At 36.1% G+C, this 17,972-nt stretch carries 14 protein-coding genes; 4 read left to right on the top strand and 10 right to left on the bottom strand.

Annotated elements, in window-relative coordinates; translation table 11 throughout:
* Positions 1–29: 29 nt before the first annotated feature.
* Positions 30–2,189, bottom strand: coding sequence for a Tex family protein (locus tag ANA_RS04135; protein ID WP_015078800.1), 2,160 nt, complete (start codon positions 2,187–2,189; stop codon positions 30–32).
* Positions 2,190–2,410: 221 nt separating this feature from the next.
* Between ANA_RS04135 and ANA_RS04130 the strand changes: the two genes are divergently transcribed.
* Positions 2,411–2,623: a hypothetical protein gene (locus ANA_RS04130; RefSeq protein ID WP_015078799.1), complete on the top strand. Its 213-nt coding sequence runs from the start codon at positions 2,411–2,413 to the stop codon at positions 2,621–2,623.
* A 251-nt stretch (positions 2,624–2,874) separates the two neighbouring features.
* Here ANA_RS04130 and ANA_RS04125 read toward each other — a convergent pair whose 3' ends face one another.
* Entirely contained in the window at positions 2,875–3,204 is a 330-nt protein-coding gene (locus ANA_RS04125; protein WP_015078798.1) for a XisI protein, read from the bottom strand.
* Positions 3,192–3,608 carry a XisH family protein gene (locus tag ANA_RS04120; RefSeq protein WP_015078797.1) on the bottom strand — a complete coding sequence of 139 codons (417 nt, stop codon included), beginning with the start codon at positions 3,606–3,608 and terminating at the stop codon, positions 3,192–3,194. The genes ANA_RS04125 and ANA_RS04120 overlap by 13 nt, the downstream gene beginning before the upstream one ends.
* 576 nt (positions 3,609–4,184) lie before the next feature.
* On the opposite strand from ANA_RS04120, the gene ANA_RS04115 reads away from it, so the two are divergent.
* On the top strand, positions 4,185–5,513 hold the full coding sequence (locus ANA_RS04115; protein WP_015078796.1) for an AAA-like domain-containing protein: 1,329 nt from the start codon (positions 4,185–4,187) through the stop codon (positions 5,511–5,513).
* Between the two features lie 19 nt (positions 5,514–5,532).
* On the opposite strand, the gene ANA_RS04110 is transcribed toward ANA_RS04115, so the two are convergent.
* Both ANA_RS04110 and ANA_RS04105 read right to left on the bottom strand, forming a co-directional pair.
* A complete protein-coding gene (locus ANA_RS04110; protein WP_015078795.1) occupies positions 5,533–6,597 on the bottom strand; it encodes a DUF1350 family protein in 1,065 nt (354 codons plus the stop codon).
* Between the two features lie 159 nt (positions 6,598–6,756).
* Positions 6,757–7,548, bottom strand: coding sequence for a hypothetical protein (locus ANA_RS04105; RefSeq protein WP_015078794.1), 792 nt, complete (start codon positions 7,546–7,548; stop codon positions 6,757–6,759).
* 223 nt (positions 7,549–7,771) lie between these two features.
* Between ANA_RS04105 and ANA_RS04100 the strand changes: the two genes are divergently transcribed.
* A complete protein-coding gene (locus ANA_RS04100; RefSeq protein ID WP_015078793.1) occupies positions 7,772–8,515 on the top strand; it encodes a Uma2 family endonuclease in 744 nt (247 codons plus the stop codon).
* 18 nt (positions 8,516–8,533) lie between these two features.
* Here ANA_RS04100 and ANA_RS04095 read toward each other — a convergent pair whose 3' ends face one another.
* Positions 8,534–8,791: a hypothetical protein gene (locus tag ANA_RS04095; RefSeq protein WP_015078792.1), complete on the bottom strand. Its 258-nt coding sequence runs from the start codon at positions 8,789–8,791 to the stop codon at positions 8,534–8,536.
* A gap of 76 nt (positions 8,792–8,867) precedes the next feature.
* A complete protein-coding gene (gene ppc / locus ANA_RS04090) occupies positions 8,868–11,909 on the bottom strand; it encodes a phosphoenolpyruvate carboxylase (protein ID WP_015078791.1) in 3,042 nt (1,013 codons plus the stop codon).
* A gap of 607 nt (positions 11,910–12,516) precedes the next feature.
* Between ppc and ANA_RS23420 the strand changes: the two genes are divergently transcribed.
* On the top strand, positions 12,517–14,298 hold the full coding sequence (locus ANA_RS23420; RefSeq protein ID WP_015078790.1) for a serine/threonine-protein kinase: 1,782 nt from the start codon (positions 12,517–12,519) through the stop codon (positions 14,296–14,298).
* A gap of 170 nt (positions 14,299–14,468) precedes the next feature.
* Here the strand turns inward: ANA_RS23420 and ANA_RS27340 are convergent, their stop codons facing one another.
* The 3 genes from ANA_RS27340 to ANA_RS04070 all read right to left on the bottom strand — a co-directional run bounded on the left by ANA_RS27340 (position 14,469) and on the right by ANA_RS04070 (position 17,894).
* Positions 14,469–15,503: a trypsin-like peptidase domain-containing protein gene (locus tag ANA_RS27340; RefSeq protein ID WP_015078789.1), complete on the bottom strand. Its 1,035-nt coding sequence runs from the start codon at positions 15,501–15,503 to the stop codon at positions 14,469–14,471.
* 247 nt (positions 15,504–15,750) lie between these two features.
* Complete coding sequence (locus ANA_RS04075; RefSeq protein ID WP_015078788.1) at positions 15,751–16,701, bottom strand: S1 family peptidase; 951 nt, start codon at positions 16,699–16,701, stop codon at positions 15,751–15,753.
* Between the two features lie 407 nt (positions 16,702–17,108).
* The gene (locus ANA_RS04070) at positions 17,109–17,894 is read right to left on the bottom strand and encodes a DUF2887 domain-containing protein (protein ID WP_015078787.1); all 786 of its coding nucleotides are present in this window, start codon (positions 17,892–17,894) and stop codon (positions 17,109–17,111) included.
* Positions 17,895–17,972: the final 78 nt, after the last annotated feature.

Raw genomic sequence — 17,972 nt, 5'->3', positions numbered from 1 at the left:
TTTGAGTATAACAAGTCAGGGAGAGGTAATTATTGTTTGATTCCTTTCATTGATAAGCTTATGCGTTTGAGTTTTTCGTTGATTTCTAAAACTTGCACTTTAACGACTTGTCCAACTTTCACAATTTTTTTCGGATCATCTACAAATCTATCAGCAAGTTGGGAAATATGCACTAAACCATCTTGATGAACTCCAATATCAACGAAAGCACCGAAGTTAGCAACGTTGGTAATGATTCCTTCTAGTTGCATTCCGACGGTTAGATCTTTAATTTCTTTGATTCCTTCTTTAAAGGTAGCATATTTGAATTCCGCACGAGGATCTCTGCCTGGTTTTTCTAATTCGCTGAGAATGTCGCGCAGGGTTGGTTCTCCAATGGTTTCGGTAACGTATTTTTTGATGTTGGCTTTTTTGAGGTTTTCTGCAACTTGTGTCACTTGATTTAAGGATACTCCTAAATCAGCCGCGATAGATTGTACCAAAGAGTAACTTTCTGGATGAACTGCGGTATTATCTAAGGGGTTTTCACCACCACGAATTCTTAAAAACCCTGCTGCTTGTTCAAAGGCTTTAGGTCCTAATTTCGCTACTTTCAAAAGTTGACGACGATTTTTAAATGCGCCATTTTGGTTACGATAGGCAATAATATTATTAGCTATGGTGGGGGTAATTCCCGAAACAAATGTCAGCAGTTCTTTGGAAGCAGTATTTAAGTCTACACCCACATAGTTAACGCAACTTTCGACGGTTTCATCTAATTTCTTTTTCAGTAATTTTTGATCAACGTCATGTTGATATTGTCCGACACCAATTGATTTAGGATCTATTTTGACTAATTCGGCTAAAGGATCTTGTAATCTTCTCCCAATACTAATTGCACCCCGCACGGTAATATCTAAATCGGGAAATTCTTCTCTAGCTACGTCGCTGGCAGAATATATAGATGCACCAGATTCATTTACCATAACTTTAACTGGTTTATGGGCTATATTTGGTAATATTTCGGCCACAAATTCTTCTGTTTCTCGTGACGCTGTACCGTTACCAATAGCGATTAATTGAACTTGGTATTTTTCAAGTAATTTTTTAATAGTTTGGGCGGCTTTTTGGCGTTGTTCTGCTGCTTGGTGGGGAAAGACAGCTTGATATTCTAAAAATTGCCCAGTTTCATCTAATATAGCGACTTTACACCCGGTTCTAAAACCTGGATCTATAGCCATTGTCGGTTTCATTCCTGCTGGTGCGGATAATAGCAATTCTCGTAAATTGGTTTCAAAAGTTTTGATTGATTCTATGTCAGCAAAGGTTTTTTTCTCGTTTGTTACTTCGCTAATTAAGGAAGTTTTCATCAAGCGGTTAAAACTATCTTTTAACATGACTTGATAAAAATCTCGAATATTGCGAACTTGAGTTTTTATTTCTTGAGATTCTAAATAACTCAGCACAAAATCTTCATCAAACGCAACTTCAAAACTGAGAATTTTTTCATCTTCTCCTCGACATAAAGCCAACAGATTATGAGGGGCAATATTTTTGACTCTAATCTGATAATTTCGGTACATTTCAAATTTAGTTGTCCCTTGAGGATGTTCGTCTTTAATCCGAGAAATAAACACCCCATTCTCTAACAGATAATCGCGTACATGAGCGCGTAATTCTGCTTTTTCTGCTACTTCTTCAGCTAAAATATCAGACGCACCTTTTAAAGCTTCATCTGCGCTTTTTACTCCCAAGGTTTCCGAAATATACTTTGCTGATTCTGCCTCTAAAGATGCGGAAATACCATTTTTAACATTTAGGGATTTAATAAATGTAGCCAGTGCTTCTAGCCCTTTTTCTCTGGCAATGGTAGCGCGTGTCCGACGTTTAGGACGATAGGGTAAATATAAATCTTCCAGTTCGGTTTTTTGGAGACAGGATGCTATTTTTGCTTGTAGTTCTGGAGTAAGTTTATCTTGTTGAGCGATCGCATTCACAATTACTTTCTTTCTTTCTTCTAACTCCGTTAAGTAATTATGCCTATCTTGTAAATCCCGTAATTGCACTTCATCCATTTCATCAGTGCGTTCTTTACGGTAACGCGCAATAAAGGGAATTGTCGCCCCTTCTGCTAAGAGTTCTAGCGCATTTTGTACTTGGTGGGGTTTAAGTTTTAGTTCAGTTGCGAGGAGTTGGGAAATGTTCAACATTGGATATTTAAATTGAAAGTGTTAAATTGATTCCAGCACGAATAGATAGTGTTAACTTAATTTAGCAAATAATGGCATCATTTTAAAATAGCTAATTTCATCACTTGAGAATAAATTTGTTGCCATTTTGTCTTACTTAAGTATAATGTTAATAACGTTCTTGAAGAAGGTTAAAATCTACTGGTATTAAACAGTAGCTCGTAGTTTGGAGATTAGTGAAAATGCCTTTATTTTTCTTAATAACATTAGTTACAGGTGTAATGACTGGCTATCTCTTCCAAAGAAATGATGATGAAATCACCAATATTGCAGGTGTGTTCACAGCCGTCATTTTTATTGTAAGTTTAGTATTAGCACCTTGGCCAATTCAGTTTGGTTTGTTAATGTTTGTGGTCATTGTCAGTAACAAACTGCTGAATAAAAATTGGTTTTAAATATTATTGCGGGTATTACAGGTAAAAGCGGGGATATTTGCCCTTTGCCCAATTATGGTGTAATATGAGTAAAAAACATAAGCCCGTAATCATAAATAGGGTTTGCTGAAAAAGTCTTTTCGTGAGAGGTAGGAGTATGGCTAACGCCACGCTTCGCTATCAGGAGGAATTGGAGGTAGGTAAGAATAGCCTCGAAGATAGGGAAAGTGATTGGTTTGTAATGGGAACGTTTTTTGACTTCAATCACATTTTCAACTAGCAGCAAACTCGGTAAATTTCCGTTTGTATGGAGCTTTAAAACCCAAAACTATATCTTGTTTAGGAACTCCAGCTTCTACTAATTCATTAGCTACTCCGATTTCTGTGCCATCGCGTTCAATCCAAATTTTGCCATCTTTAATTTCTACGTAAATAATACAACCAAATATTCGCGTTAGTTCTTGCCAACCAATATTAATAACTTGATAATGATCGCGCTCCGGATCAAATATCAATTTTACTTCTGTTTGATTATTTGGGCGATTTCTTGCGTGACCTTCCAGAATTGTTTGGACTATTTCTTTGTAATTTAGTCTCTCCATATCACAATCTCCTCTTGATCTGGGTTAAAAATTAGTAATTTTAGGTCATATTCGCCAATTATTCTTTGAATAAACTTCCGACTAAAAAACTCATCATAAACATCTACCGGAACGGCTAAATACAAAATCCGATCAGGTTGGGTTAACCTCAGCGCTGAACGGTAGTTAAGACATTGACCAAGTGCTAAGTGAAATTCAGTTACGTCTGAGGCTCCTAAAAAAGATTTTATCTCTACTGCTATTTTTTTACCAGTTTTTTCAGCAGCTAAAATTCTCTCTGCTGTTAAGTCTATGTAAAAATCAATATCCTCAACTTGAATAAATAGATGCTCGTCAGTAATTGTCCATCCATCTTTTGTCAGGGCTGTTTTAACTGTATTATGAAATAAATCTTTAGCTGGCATACATAAATTAAACTTATTTAACCACTGTTAATAGCATAATATCTCAGATGAAAGGTTCAAAAGGCAATTAAAGATTTAGAAACATAAATTATAGTAACAAAACCCAGTTTATACCAAATTAAGTTGATTGATTGGTGAGGAAACAAGGGAAAGGCTATCAACCACGACAAAAACGTAGGGTGCGTTAGCGACAGCGTAACGCACCGAATTTAATCATAAGAGTCGTGCGTTAATGAAATGTAACGAACCCTACAGGATCAGGCGATCGCACTATATGATACTATTAAAATTGAAGTAAGTAGGTAAACAGGAAAATTTAAAGGTATGTAACGGTATGTAAAGTTGTCTCAATGCAATATTCTGATTGAGTTTCAGCCATTTTACAAAACGCAATACCCCTCATTTTTATTTTGTTTACCTACTTAATCCACAACCAAGCTTTTCAAAGGGGTGCTAATTAATAAAATAAGTAGAAAAGCACAAAAAAACAAAATATGTAACAAAAAGTAAAAATTATCAAAACCTATTCCCTATTCCCTTGTCATAAAGACAATTTTTAACGCCAACTTACTTAACATGGATTTAAAATTATATCAGGCAACTGAAATTGCTAACCAAGCTGTTTTGACAAAATTTTATAGATCATTAACTGATGTAGAAATAATTGTCATTAAGGGGGCTTGGGAACGACAAGAATATAGTCAAATAGCGAGCAAACACAATTACACAACCAGTTATCTTAGTCAAGATATTGCACCCAAACTTTGGAAATTATTGACAGAAGCTATAGGAGAGAAAGTTAAAAAAAGTAATTTTAAAGAAGCCCTAAAACGATATTGGGAAAAGCAATTTTGGCACAAGCAATTTACAGATGAATATTACTTACTCAGCCAAGCTAAACACAGCTTACTAAATACAAAATTATATATAGATCGCTATTTTCTCGAATTTATTTGCTATGAAAATCTCTTGCAACCTGGTTCTTTAATTTGGTTAAAAGCACCTAGATTAATGGGCAAAACTTCCTTAATGGAGCGGGTATTACTGAAGTTATCCAAGGAAGACTATCGCATAGTTAGTTTAAGTTTAGATATGGCAGATAAGAAAACTCACTTTGGAAACTTGAATAAATTTCTACGCTGGTTTTGTCTGAATCTCAGTCGAGAACTCAACCTACCCAATCGCTTAGATGACTATTGGGATGAAGAAGGGATGGGTGCTAAAATAAGTTGTACAACTTATTTAGAAACATATTTATTAGCAGCAAATGATAGTCCTTTAGTTTTATATATAGATGATGTAGATGTGCTTTTTTCCTATCCTGAACTTTATGAAGAATTTTTTGGATTGTTGCGTTCTTGGTATGAGAAAGCTAGAAACCGTTCCCACTGGAAAAAACTCCGGTTAGCGATCGCCTATTCTACGGACATTTATATGCACGCAAATACTAATCAATTGCCTTTAAGTATAGGATTAATCATAGAATTACCAGAATTAACTAAAGAGGAGGTTCAGATATTTGCCCAACAATATGGATTAGTACAAGATTCATTTTTAGTAGACCCCTTAATACAATTAGTAGGTGGTCATCCTCATTTGTTAAAATTGGCATTTTCTCACCTCAAAAATTATCCAGATATCACCCTACACAAGTTGTTATCAGAAGCCTCTACGAATGCAGGTATTTATCGTCATTATTTACGCGAACACTGGTTGAAGTTGCAACAGCAACCAAAACTGATCACAGCATTTCAAACAGTGATTAATTCTCCTCAACCAGTGCGATTGGAAATAATATCAGCTTATCATTTGAAAAATATGGGTTTGGTAAAGCTTACGGGTAATGAAGTCGAGCCGCGTTGTCAACTATATCGGAATTATTTTGGGGATGTAATGAGGAGTTAGGCAAATAAACTCTTATTTGCTATTTTTGATGATTAGCTTGCTTATCTTCTAAACGTTGGAATAATTGACTTACAGGAGATTCAAACTCTATATTTCGTTTTTTCATAGACCCAATAGTGGGAATTGGAAAATTGATCACAAAATTGCCCAATTGCATACCCAATGGTCTTAAATGTCCACCTTTTAAATCTTCTCTAAAACCTTCAGGTGGTTTTTTAAACTTATCTTCAAACCATTCACAAGTTGTTGCAGCAAGTTTATCCTTTTTGAACGCAGTTAACCCCATGAGATTAAATAAATCACCTTCTTTAATTAAGGCATAGGTTTCATCTGGGGTTGGTTTGACATTCACACCTAAGCCAATAACTATACCTGCTAAAGGTTGGGGGATAGCACTCTCAAGACCTGTATTTACAGGAGCTAATAGTAAAGAGGGTTGATTCTTAATAAAGATGCTAGTGATTTTAATGTTATCTTGCAATTGGTCGAAATTGGCTTCTCGCTTAATGTAATATTTAATTAATCGTTCAGCCTCTTTACGCTTTATTTCTAAATCATTAATCAGAATTAAGAGGTCTGTAAATATACTTTCGACCTTACCATTAATATTTTCTTGAGAACCTTTTGTATTCGCTGATCTAACTGTTGAATCAATAAATTTCCTCAATTTTTCAACATTATGAGGATATTGAGGATCACTAGGTTCACCAACAACAGGTAAGGCACTAAATGCTTCCAAAAGCGCAATATATTTACAACCAATACTATGACCTAGCCAGGAAAAGTTTTGGTCACTCAAATAGGGTTCATATTCATAGCCAGCAAATATTGCTCTTCTGACAAGTTCCGGCATAATTTCATACTGTTCTCTGATTAAAAAGCCAGCCTCAGCATAATGGTCAAACGTAAAATTGAATGGTAAAATTACAATTGTATAACCATCATTAAATAAACGCTGAAGTAGAGAACGGTAGAAGAACATTGGAAAAAATGTACCAAATAAAGCTCCACCGATAAATTGAATTACTCCTTGAGGTTTTGGGTGTAGAGCTACCCAGCTATGGGAAACAGGTTGGAATTTCATAGTTAAACTTGTACCGTTTATTTTTTGTAAGAAATTAAATCCGTCTTAACTTAAAATGTGCTATTTTGCAGCCATAGCAGTCACAAAGATGGTTATAAGAAGGGGACTGAACCCCTCCTTAATTAAAATTTGCTAGATAATAAATTGTTTTACTTCACACTAACCAGGAGTGAGAGTCTTTCTTGCATTGACAAGATAGATGAAATTGCCAGTTCTAGGAAAGTATTGAAATGGTGCTTCACGTGCTGGCTGTTGTAATTGACGTGGAAGTAAAGGGAAGATTTGTTGGAAATCAGTTGTAACTTTTTCAGTAGCGCCTGAAACTAAGAAACAAGCTGAGTTGGTTTTTTTCTTGCCAGTATCTTGGTCATAGAAAAGTTGTGAAAATGCCTTGATGGTCAAATTATCTGAAGGAGAAACATAGACCAAGTATCCGTTTGCATCTAATTCATTAGCCTTTGATTCTGCTGCTCCTACATTATCAAAAAAAGCAATTGCAGTTTCTTCAATCTTCAGAGGGCATTGACTTGAAGGTTTTCCAGCTACTACAGTGTATATTCTGCCGTTCAAGGGAGCGTCAATAGTGAAAAGTGTGTTAGTTCCAGGAGTTACAGCACTTGCAGCTTGGAAATCAAACCAACCTTCAGTAAATGAGCCATTAATTCCGTTGTTCTGCCGACCCTGTTCGAGCATTGGTTGATAAGCCGCTGGAAAATCTTTTACATTGTCAGGAAGATCAGCACTTAGGTCTGGATTGGGAATAGCTACATCATATTTCAATATATTCCCATATACCTTCACCCCTTCGACCTGTTGTTCTGGAGTGACGTAAAGGGTGGTTATCCCACGAGATGCGGGCTGAGGAGCTTGTTGAGCTAAAGCAGGACTTACTCCACCTAGACACACAACAAAGCTAAGGATAGCAGCCAAAAAGGAAGTTAACTTTCTCATAAATTACCCAAAATGTTATCTGTTTCTGAAGTTCTTTCCTGGAAGTGGTTTTTCCCACACCCTTGGATGATACCTACTTTGGTAATTCAAAAATTCAGGTAAATTCAGGACTTTTATCGCTGATAATTCAGGTAAATTCAGGTAAATTCAAACACCCTCTAAATTATTGTTATAATTTGTTCATTGTCATCCTACAATAAACCTTATAAAACACGAGGACATCATGACCTTTACCGCAGATCCTCCCTATACACAAACCAGCCTTCCAGATCATACTCAACTACCAGAATCTAACGGACTATTTGTGAAGAATTTTCAGGAACATCCTCAAAGTATTCTACTAACTCAATCTATCATTCCAGTATTACAAAAACTCCATGCTGATGGACAATATGCTATAGGTCAAGATAGCGGTATTTATTGGCGGATAACTGAACCACCAGAACGAGGTGCAGAAGCTCCCGATTGGTTTTATATTCCTCATGTGCCACCATTATTAGATGGTAAAGTCCGACGTTCTTATGTGCTTTGGCAAGAATTTATTGCCCCATTAATTGCTTTAGAATTTGTATCAGGAAATGGCATAGAAGAAAGAGATAAAACACCTTGGCAGGGGAAACTTTGGATTTATGAACAAGTGATCAAACCTGCTTTTTATGGCATTTACGAAGTTAGTAAAGCCAGCGTGGAAGTATATCATCTCATGGAAGGACAATATCATTTATTGCCACCAAATCAACGAGGTCATTATCCGATTACACCTATGGGAGTAGAATTAGGTATTTGGCAAGGGACATATCAAAATATGGAGTTACCTTGGCTACGTTGGTGGGATTTAGATGGTAATTTGTTACTTGATGGTCATGAAACAGCCGAAAATGAACGCCAACGGGCTGAAAGTGAAAAAGAAAAAAGCGATCGCCTAATTGCCCAATTACGCGCTTTAGGAGTAGAACCAGAAGTGTAGAAAAAACCATATCTCCAATTACCAATCACTAGATTTACGAGTAATCAACCCACCCACAAATGCCCCTAAAATTGTCCCTGTCCACAGTCCCGCAGTGCTACCTTGCCAACTTGCACCCGGAGTCACTAAAGCACTACACATTTGTTTAAATCCCCAAGCCTGGTTTTGACACTTTTGGCTATGTTGCATGACGGTGATTTGTCCAGCTATTAAAGCAGTAAAAAAACCGGAAGAAAGTGCCAAAAAGGTACAAATAAGAATGCGTTTTTTAATCATATTTTTGTTTCGCGCAAAGGCGCAAAGGAGCAAAGGCGCAAAGGAAGAAATTACGCCTTTTGCCTTTTGCTTTTTATCAACCCGTATTTCTCATGCCGGCAGCAATTCCGTTGATGGTTAATAATGCTCCTCGGAGTAATTCTCCTTTGCTGTAACGAGAGTGAATTACTCCGGTTGTGGGGGCATTTTTTGATTGACGAAGGCGTTTTAATAGGGAAACTTGGATAAATCCTAAAGGCACAATTGTTCCATTTCTTAATTGTACAGAACGTTGCAATACTGGATCACCATCTAATAGTTTTTGGTGTCCGGTGATTTTTAAAACTAAATCTCTGGTCAGAAAGAATTCGCTAGAAATTTGGGCAAAAACTGTCTCAAATCGAGGTTTGTCTTCAGGGTTAGACAATTCATCAACATAGTGACGTGCCATTTCCATGTCTACTTTTGCTAAGGTCATTTCGGCTTTAGAAATCACCATTTTAAAGAATGGCCATTTAAGGTAGAAATAGCGAAGTAATTTCAAATGTTGTTCTGGTTCTGCGTCTAAAAATTCTTGTAAGGCTGTGCCAATTCCATACCAAGAAGGTAATAAAAACCGGGTTTGTGTCCAACTAAATACCCAAGGAATCGCTCGCAGACTACTTAAATCTTTTTTACCAGATGGACGACGGGCTGGACGAGAACTAATTTGCAATTGGCTGATTTCTTCAATGGGGGTGACTTGGTGGAAGAAGTCAATGAAATCAGGTTGTTCATAAATTAGGTTACGATAGTGTTGACGCGACGCATGAGATAACTCTTCCATGATCTCATTCCAAGGTTCGATGTCATCAAACCCTGTTCCTAGTAAACTGGCTTGAATTACGGCTGTGGTGATAGTTTCTAGGTGATACAAAGCCAAATCTAACAAGGAATATTTAGAAGCTAAGACTTCCCCTTGTTCGGTAATTTTAATCCGGCCACTAATACTATGACCTGGTTGGGCTAAAATCGCTTCATGAGCAGGACCGCCACCACGTCCCACAGAACCGCCTCGTCCGTGGAAAATCCGCAGATTTACACCGTAACTTTCGGCGATTTTCTGAAGTGATTTTTGAGCTTTATGAATTTCCCAGTTACTGCTTAAAAAACCAGAATCTTTATTACTATCGGAATAGCCCAACATTACTTCTTGTAAGTTAGGATTTAGAGCAGAAATAGATGGGGGTGCTTCTGCACTGAGCGAAGTCGAAGCTTTTGCACTGAGCGAAGTCGAAGTGTTAATTGCGGCGTAGCCACCAGCCAGCATTGCCCGATATAAAGGCAATTCAAACAGTTCCCGCATTACGCCTCTAGAACGTTGTAAATCTTCTACTGTTTCAAACAGAGGAACGATGCGAATTGTCCCCACTGCAACTACAGGATCAAATAAACTGGATTCTTTGGCTAAGAGTAAAACTTCTAGTACGTCGCTAACTTCGCGGCACATACTAATAATATAAGTTTGACAGATTTTAATGCCAAATTCTTGTTGTAGCGATCGCAAAATTCGGAAAGTTTCAATTACATCATTGGTTTTTTCTGAAAATGGTAATTCAGCGGGAATCAAGGGCCGCCGAGTTTGCAATTCTGAAGTTAACCAAGCGATTCTTTGTGCTTCTGATAATTCGTTGTAGGACTGGGGTAAAAGTTGCAAATATTCGAGAATCTCATTGATAGCATCAGCATGACGAGATGATTCTTGACGAATATCTAATTGGGTCAGATTAAAGTCAAATATTTCCACTTGACAAATCAGATTTTCCAATTCTCGACAACTTAAACCTGTTTCCGTTAAATTGCGTTGAATTAACAACAATTCTGTTAAAAATTCCGCACCCGTTCTGTACATAGGTGCATCTTCATTGTTTGGCGTTTCCCGATTATATAAAGCCAAATTGCGATCGCGGGTATTTTCTAACCGCTTGAGAATGTAAGATAACTTCAGACGATAAGGTTCTTGGCGGAAACGCAATGCTAAATCATCATACACCCCACTTAACTGTGATTGATCCAACTCCAAAGACTCTAGCAAATCTGGTAGTACATCACTCCAGTGCATAGATACACTCAATAAAGACACTAACTCTTTAACTGACTTAATATACCGCTCTAAGACCATTTTTCGTTGATAACAAGCGGTTTTCCACGTTACCTCCGGTGTCACCGAAGGATTACCATCTCGGTCTGAACCTACCCAAGAACCAAAAGAGCAAAAATTTGTCGTCGGTGGTTGTAACCAGGGAAAAGTTTCCCCCAAAGAATATTTGAAGCGTTTGTATAGTTGCGTAATACCATCAAACAACACTTCCTGAAAGTAGTGAAGAGCATAATCTACTTCATCCAAAACCGTTGGTTTAAACTGATGTAATTCGTCAGTGCGCCACCAGAGGCGAATTTCTTCCAGTAATCTTTCCTTCACCTCCAAGGTTTCCCAAGGATAGCTACTAGCACGATTTTGGGCTTCATCTAGTTTTTGCAAAAGATGAACCACCTGACGCTGTTTATCCCGGATAGTATGACGGACAATTTCCGTCGGGTGTGCAGTGAAAACTAAGCGGATATCCAGTTGGGAAATCAGGCGTTGAATTTGTTGGGGTGGGACATTCAACTTAAATAACAGGGGAAATAAAGCCGCAAAAGTTCCTTTTTGGGGAGTTTCTGCTGTCATTAAGTCGCTACCTATTTCTTTCGTAACAGGTAATTCTTCATCTCGTTGATTAGTGGAATAAATTATACTGGGGAAAACGTCCTCGTCAGTTTCCCCAGTATAGCGATTTAATTGCTGCTTTTGCTCGTATTCCTGCTCAATAATATTAATCAACTGAAAGTACAACGCAAAGGCACGCGCCGCACGAATTGCTTCATTGATATTCAATTGTTCAATCAATTCTACAGCAGAGGCAGCTAGGTCATTTGTGGCTTGTCCTTCTGGGGAACATAAATCCCGCAGTTGACGCAAAAGATCCACCATTTCTTGACCGCATTCTTGACGCAGCACCGACTCCCACAATTCCTCTACTACCTGTAGACGATGACGTAAGAATAATTCCGAGTGTAGCACTGGAAAATCAATATGTTCAGCTTTCATAGTTTTCATCATACTCTCTAAGATACTCAAAACATCTAACCTACCTTTTTGAGCATCCAATATCAAGCTGTTAGCTTTTGTTTAGGAGCTACTCACAGGTGACTTATCTTACTTTTAACTGCTTTTGATTCGTTTTTAGGAGGAAGAGGCAATTAAAATCAACCACTTCACCAAATGCCTACTGGCCATTTTAGGATAAAGTTCGCCTTCACTCAAGAACAAACAGGAGAAAAGCGAGCGCAGGGAATGGGAACGGAGTTAAAAGTCTTTTGGTGTATGGGTTTTTAGGTATTTTTTTGGTCAGAATCAGGATATCCAGGATTTGAGGATGTACAGGATTGTGATTTGTGAATTGTTTGTGAATGTTTAGGGGATGTTTTTTTCTATTATTGAAAAATTGCTATTTCCCATCAACAATAACATCCTGTAAATCCTTTAATCCTGGATATCCTGATTCTGACAAATTAACGCTCAGATACCCACCAGCAAGGCTAATGGCAACCCATAAGTAAATTTAATCATATAGTCAATAATAAAGCTTGTCTAAATACATACTGACAGGTAAAGTAATAAATAACCATAATCAGTAGATATTACATTTTCAACTGGGAATTATATGATGATATCAACCTTTACTAATAAAAACTTAATAGGTGAAATTCTTAAAGGTCAAAATGGGGACTATAAAATCCTCGACAAATTAAACGAAGGTGGCTTTGGTGAGATATATTTAGCCGAAGATATTTCTAATCAAAACCAGAAATGTGTTGTCAAACTCCTCAAGCCTAAGCAAAACTCAAATAGAGAGGATTTTGAAGAAAGAAAAAGATTATTTAGACGCGAAGCAGAACATCTCAATAAACTAGATCATTCCCAAATTCCCGAATTAAAAGATTATTTTGTCATTAATTACAGATTATTATTAATAGTCAAACAAGATTTTTATTTAGTCGAAGAATATATAGAGGGTGAACAACTGACTAAAGAACTCCCACCGACCAAGAAACTCGACAGTAGTAAAGTTTGGCAAATACTCTATGACATTTTAGAAATTTTGGAATTTCTCCAGGAGGAGAAAAATTTAGTTCACCGTGATGTCACACCAGCAAATTTAATCAGAAGAAATAGTGATCAAAAACTCGTTTTAATTGATTTTGGTACAGTTAAAGAGATGACTGATATCGAAAATCATCCCCTAAGTCGAGTTATTGGTACTTATGAATATATGCCACACGAACGTATAGATGGTATCTCTACTTATAACACTGATGTCTTTTATGTAGGTATGATTGGTATTCAAGCTTTAACAGGTGTTCGTCCAGATCCAAGGCGATATGATGATAATAGCATTAAGTTTGAAGATAATGGTCAAATTACATGGCGACATTTACTATCAGAATCTCAATTAAACGAACAATTTACCCAGAAACTAATTGGTATCATTGATAAAATGGTACATAATGATTATCAAAAAACTCGCTATAACACAGCCGCAGATGCGTTAAAAGCATTAAAATCTATAGAACTGATAAACTCTACTGAGAAAATTCCTAATAGTTCCAGTGGTAGTATTTCTAATCTAGTAATTAGCAATCCAGAAACCAATATTCAACTCTTTAGAAAACTTTTCTTGGAATTGATTCCTCAAGAAGGTGAAAAAAGATTAAATAACTTCAAAAATACAATATTAACAATTCCATCGGTGTATACAATAGATATTACTCCTAAACCAGATGAAAATAATAAAGTTATAGAGCGAAGTCTGCTATCAGGTAAAGTTGTCATTATTGCTAGTATAGCTACTGCATTGGCTTTTGCATTTCTGGGTTTTCAAGGTGTATCTTCATTAAAAACTGCTCAGAAAAAACCTGACTCTCAAGAAACTAAAATATCTGAAATACAACCTGACATATCAAAAGAAGAATTAACTAAAACTTACAATCCTCAAGAACCAGATAAGAATTTTACTATCAAATATTCAGATCAATGGATAGCTAGAGAAGAAACGCCAGGAGGCAGTGAAAAAATTAAATTCATTCGCAAGGATAAATTACAAACAGATAATTGTCCTGTAGAAATTCTGGTTAGTGTTGATGATTTAGGTAAAGCTTTACTTCTAGAAGAACGTAAAAAAGAAATTTTAACCAATATCCAGAAAGATGATTTGAATAGTTTAGAAAGAGCAGATGAAAAAGTTATTTTAGATAAAACTGATGCTTATCAAATTAGATGGACTCGTCAAGAAAATGGATGTACATTTAAAATATTAGAACGGGGAACTATGGCTTTTAAAAAGGCTTATTATATTACTTATCAAGCACCTGTGGGTGAAAATGATAAATTCTGGCCTGTAGTGGAAAAAATGATTGATTCTTTTCATATTCAAGAGAGTAATTAATTTGTCTGAATCAGGATGTCCAGGATTTAAGGATTTACAGGATGTTAATAGTAAGTTGATTATGGGTGAAAATGACATTATCCCAAAATTGCTTTTATTTCATTATCCTGTACATCCTTAAATCCTGGACATCCTGATATGGCTTGCGCCACGCTACGTTATCAGACAAATTAACGCCCAGATACCCGCCAGATTTTGATAGTTTTGTCCCCACCACCACTAGCTAAAGTCCTCCCGTCTGGACTTATGGCTACAGACAAAACCGCGTGAGAATGACCAGATAAAGTGCGAATTAGTTTACCTGTGGCTAGATTCCAGATTTTGATATTTTTGTCGTAACTACCACTAGCTAAAGTCCTTCCGTCTGCACTTATGGCTACAGAATAAACATAGGAAGAATGACCTTTGAAAGTATTAGCTAAATAAAAATCAGTCGGTGAATTATTCTTATTAGAAGTAGGTTGAGGTGTTGCTGTTGGGCTGGTTCTTGGTTGAGATTTAGGGGGCTGTGGCTTAAATGTAGGAGTTGGTTGAGATACTATAACTAAATTCTGATATGGCTTATATTTATTAATAGGAATACCTTTAAACTCTACAGCACCACTGAGAACGTTTTTAACAGAAAGTCCATTAATTCCAACTAATGTTCCCTGTGAATTAAGTATAGGACCGCCACTCATTCCTGGCAAAGTATTATTGCTTATAATTAACGCATAACCCTCATCAGGATTAGGAGCTATACCGTTAATTATACCATTATAAAAACGATCACACCCCTTGAAACAAATAGTATCATTAACAGCCCAACCAAAATTATAAATCTCTGTAGACTGTTTTAATTCATTGGAATCACCTAATGTAGCAACAGTGTAATTATCATTGCTTGTAAATTGAACAACTGCTAAATCCAAATTAGGTAATTGTCTAATATTACTAGAATTAAAATTATAAGTTTTTCCATTAGGTGTAATTAAAATATATTTACCCTGTTCTCGCACAACATGATGATTTGTTAATACTGTATATGTATTACCTTCTTTTTTAACAATTACTCCAGTTCCTTTATTTTTACCCTCAATTTTAACGGTTATTTGTTTAGCAATATTATTAATTTCTCCACCGTCTAAAGCTGCTGTATTTTGTGGTTGTACTAGTATTACAGTTACACCTATTAACGTCGCAGCTAGTACATTAATCAACCTCATTTTTTAATTCCTGTTATTAGTAAATTTAGTGCGTTGGGTTTGGTTTCTCTATACAACTGTCAACTTAACGTAAAATCCATAGCCCAACTGGGAATTTATTCCCAGTCTCATAGCAAAAGTCATCTGAAAATGACTAAAATAACTAGAAAATTTTTTAAATTATTTAGTTTACTTTAGTAAACTTTAGCTATTAGCCTGGAACTTGAGTTCCAGGCGGGTCTGTCAGCCAACCTACAATTAAGAAAGTTCATTTTTTCATTTTCTGCTGATATTTTTTTGGTAAAATACATTTTTTCACACTTTCTGCTTTTTCTCGCATTTGCAATATTGTACTATTATTTAGTTCCCCTGCTGCTAATGGTTTCTTTCCAGAATTAGAAGCTGGAATTTTCACTAATTGAGGTGCTATCTTCTCAACTGTTGTAATAGGTATAGCCCAACTATTGCGAGGTATAATATCCTGTATAGGTTGACAAGGTTCTGAACCATCAGCATATAATTCTGTCACTTCCCAAAGGGGATTTTTATGTACACCATTAATCCCCACTAATTCCCCTTGCATATTTAATAATGGTCCCCCACTCATACCTTTATAAATATCATTAGTATAACCGATTTGATAGCCTCCTTCTAAGGGTTTATCTAAGATTAAAGTAAGATACCCTTGAGTAAATATTCTCTTTTCTGGCATTTTTTCTGGAGATGTTTCATTTATTGTATCTTCATTACTAAAACCATTAGCAAATAATTGTTCTCCCACCGTTAATGTTAATGGGTTTCCTATTTTCGTAACTTGATAATTTTGATTTGATGTGAATTGTAATATCCCTAAATCATTCTTACCAAATTTCACAGCTTGAGGAATTTTAGCAGGATAAATTTTACCATCTGGTGTTTGAATTTGATAACCTGGTTTATCAACAGCCATTAATACATGATTATTGGTGATAATAGTATAAATTTGATTTTGTTTATTAACTTGTTTATTGATAATAATTCCTGTTCCTAAAAACTCTTGAGAAAGAATTTTTACAGTAATTGATTTTGCTATTTTTTGATTATTTTTAATTGCTAGATCATTCACAGATGATGTTGAAAAAACAGGAGACTCTGCTGGGAGGGAAATAGCTATTCCTCCCAAACAGGTTAATAATAAGAGTGCAGAATGAACTCCAGTTAGTAGACATTTACAAATCATTGAGAATTTTCAAATAATTATTCATGAACTACTATTTTATTCTTCTGTTAAGATTCCATTCAGGTCAATATACAAATCACCATCTTCATAGAATAAAGATTTACTTTCACTCAAATATACAGGTCTTGATTTAGATGCACCATTTCTGTAAAAGTATTTGGGAAATTGGTTTAAGTTTCATAAGTCCCCTGTCGGCAAAAAATATACTTTGGAATAAATATCGTTAATTATACATGATTTGATAAATTTGTCAATAAATATGCTGGTGTTAAATTGGGAATCCAAATTAAGAATCTATGGGTAAGAAAAATTTTGCAATCACCAAAACGTAAGGGTTTAGCATTGCTAAACCCCTACAAATTACAAATTATTCAACTGTTACAGATTCCGCTAGTAATCTCTGGCTTTTACTTCTGGGAAATTTCTAAATGTGGCAACCAAACAACCAAATTATCTAAACTTGCAAAATCTAAAAACACCTCAGTTAAAGCTTCCAATTGTTCCAGAGATAACTTCTCAATCTGCATTTTTAGCTGACTAGGAACTTCCCCAAATCTTTTAGATAACAACCGTAGGATCAGATTTATTTCTCCCTCCTGTTTACCTTGTTGTTTACCTTGCTGCATACCTTGCTGCATACCCTGCTGCATACCCTGCTGCATACCTAATTCGGTAGCTTCTTCTCTGAGTTCTTCATACAAGCGAGTTTGCTGAAAACTTATGCCTAACATTGCTTCTATCTCCACACGACTTAAACGAGTAAACCGATAAGAAATAATCGTGGTAATTATTTCCATTATGCCACGTCTAGCTGTTGGTTCTGGTAACTCCTGCTGACAACGATTGATTAAATATCGCGCTGCTGCTGGGGCTTTGTTTTGTTTTAGAGTAATTAACACCGCTTGCCAATCTTGAAAACGCTCCCTATTTCTGTAAAAATAGAGAAATAATTCCCCAAATAACCGCTCATACAGTCGTTCATCTTTTTGAAATTGCACCTCACAAAAATAAACAACACCAGGAGTTTCGGTTTCTGGTGGTAAAAACACCCCGTCAATTTCAAACTTTGGTTCTTTTACCGCTACCGAATCGAAGCGATAATTAGCCGCATTTGCGGGAGGATTTGGCAATAACTCAAACAGTATGGTTGGATATGTTTGAAATAAATAATAGGAAATAGAGTCACGTCGCATATTATAATTGTAATCTATCCTACCTACTCAAAAAAATTCTCCTCTGGATGATTGTTATATACAGCAAAAGAGGGAATT

The organism is Anabaena sp. 90 (assembly GCF_000312705.1).
Classification (GTDB): Bacteria; Cyanobacteriota; Cyanobacteriia; order Cyanobacteriales; family Nostocaceae; genus Dolichospermum; species Dolichospermum lemmermannii.
The sequence above is the reverse complement of the archived record's forward strand: the minus strand, read 5'-3'. Positions and strand labels throughout refer to the sequence as shown.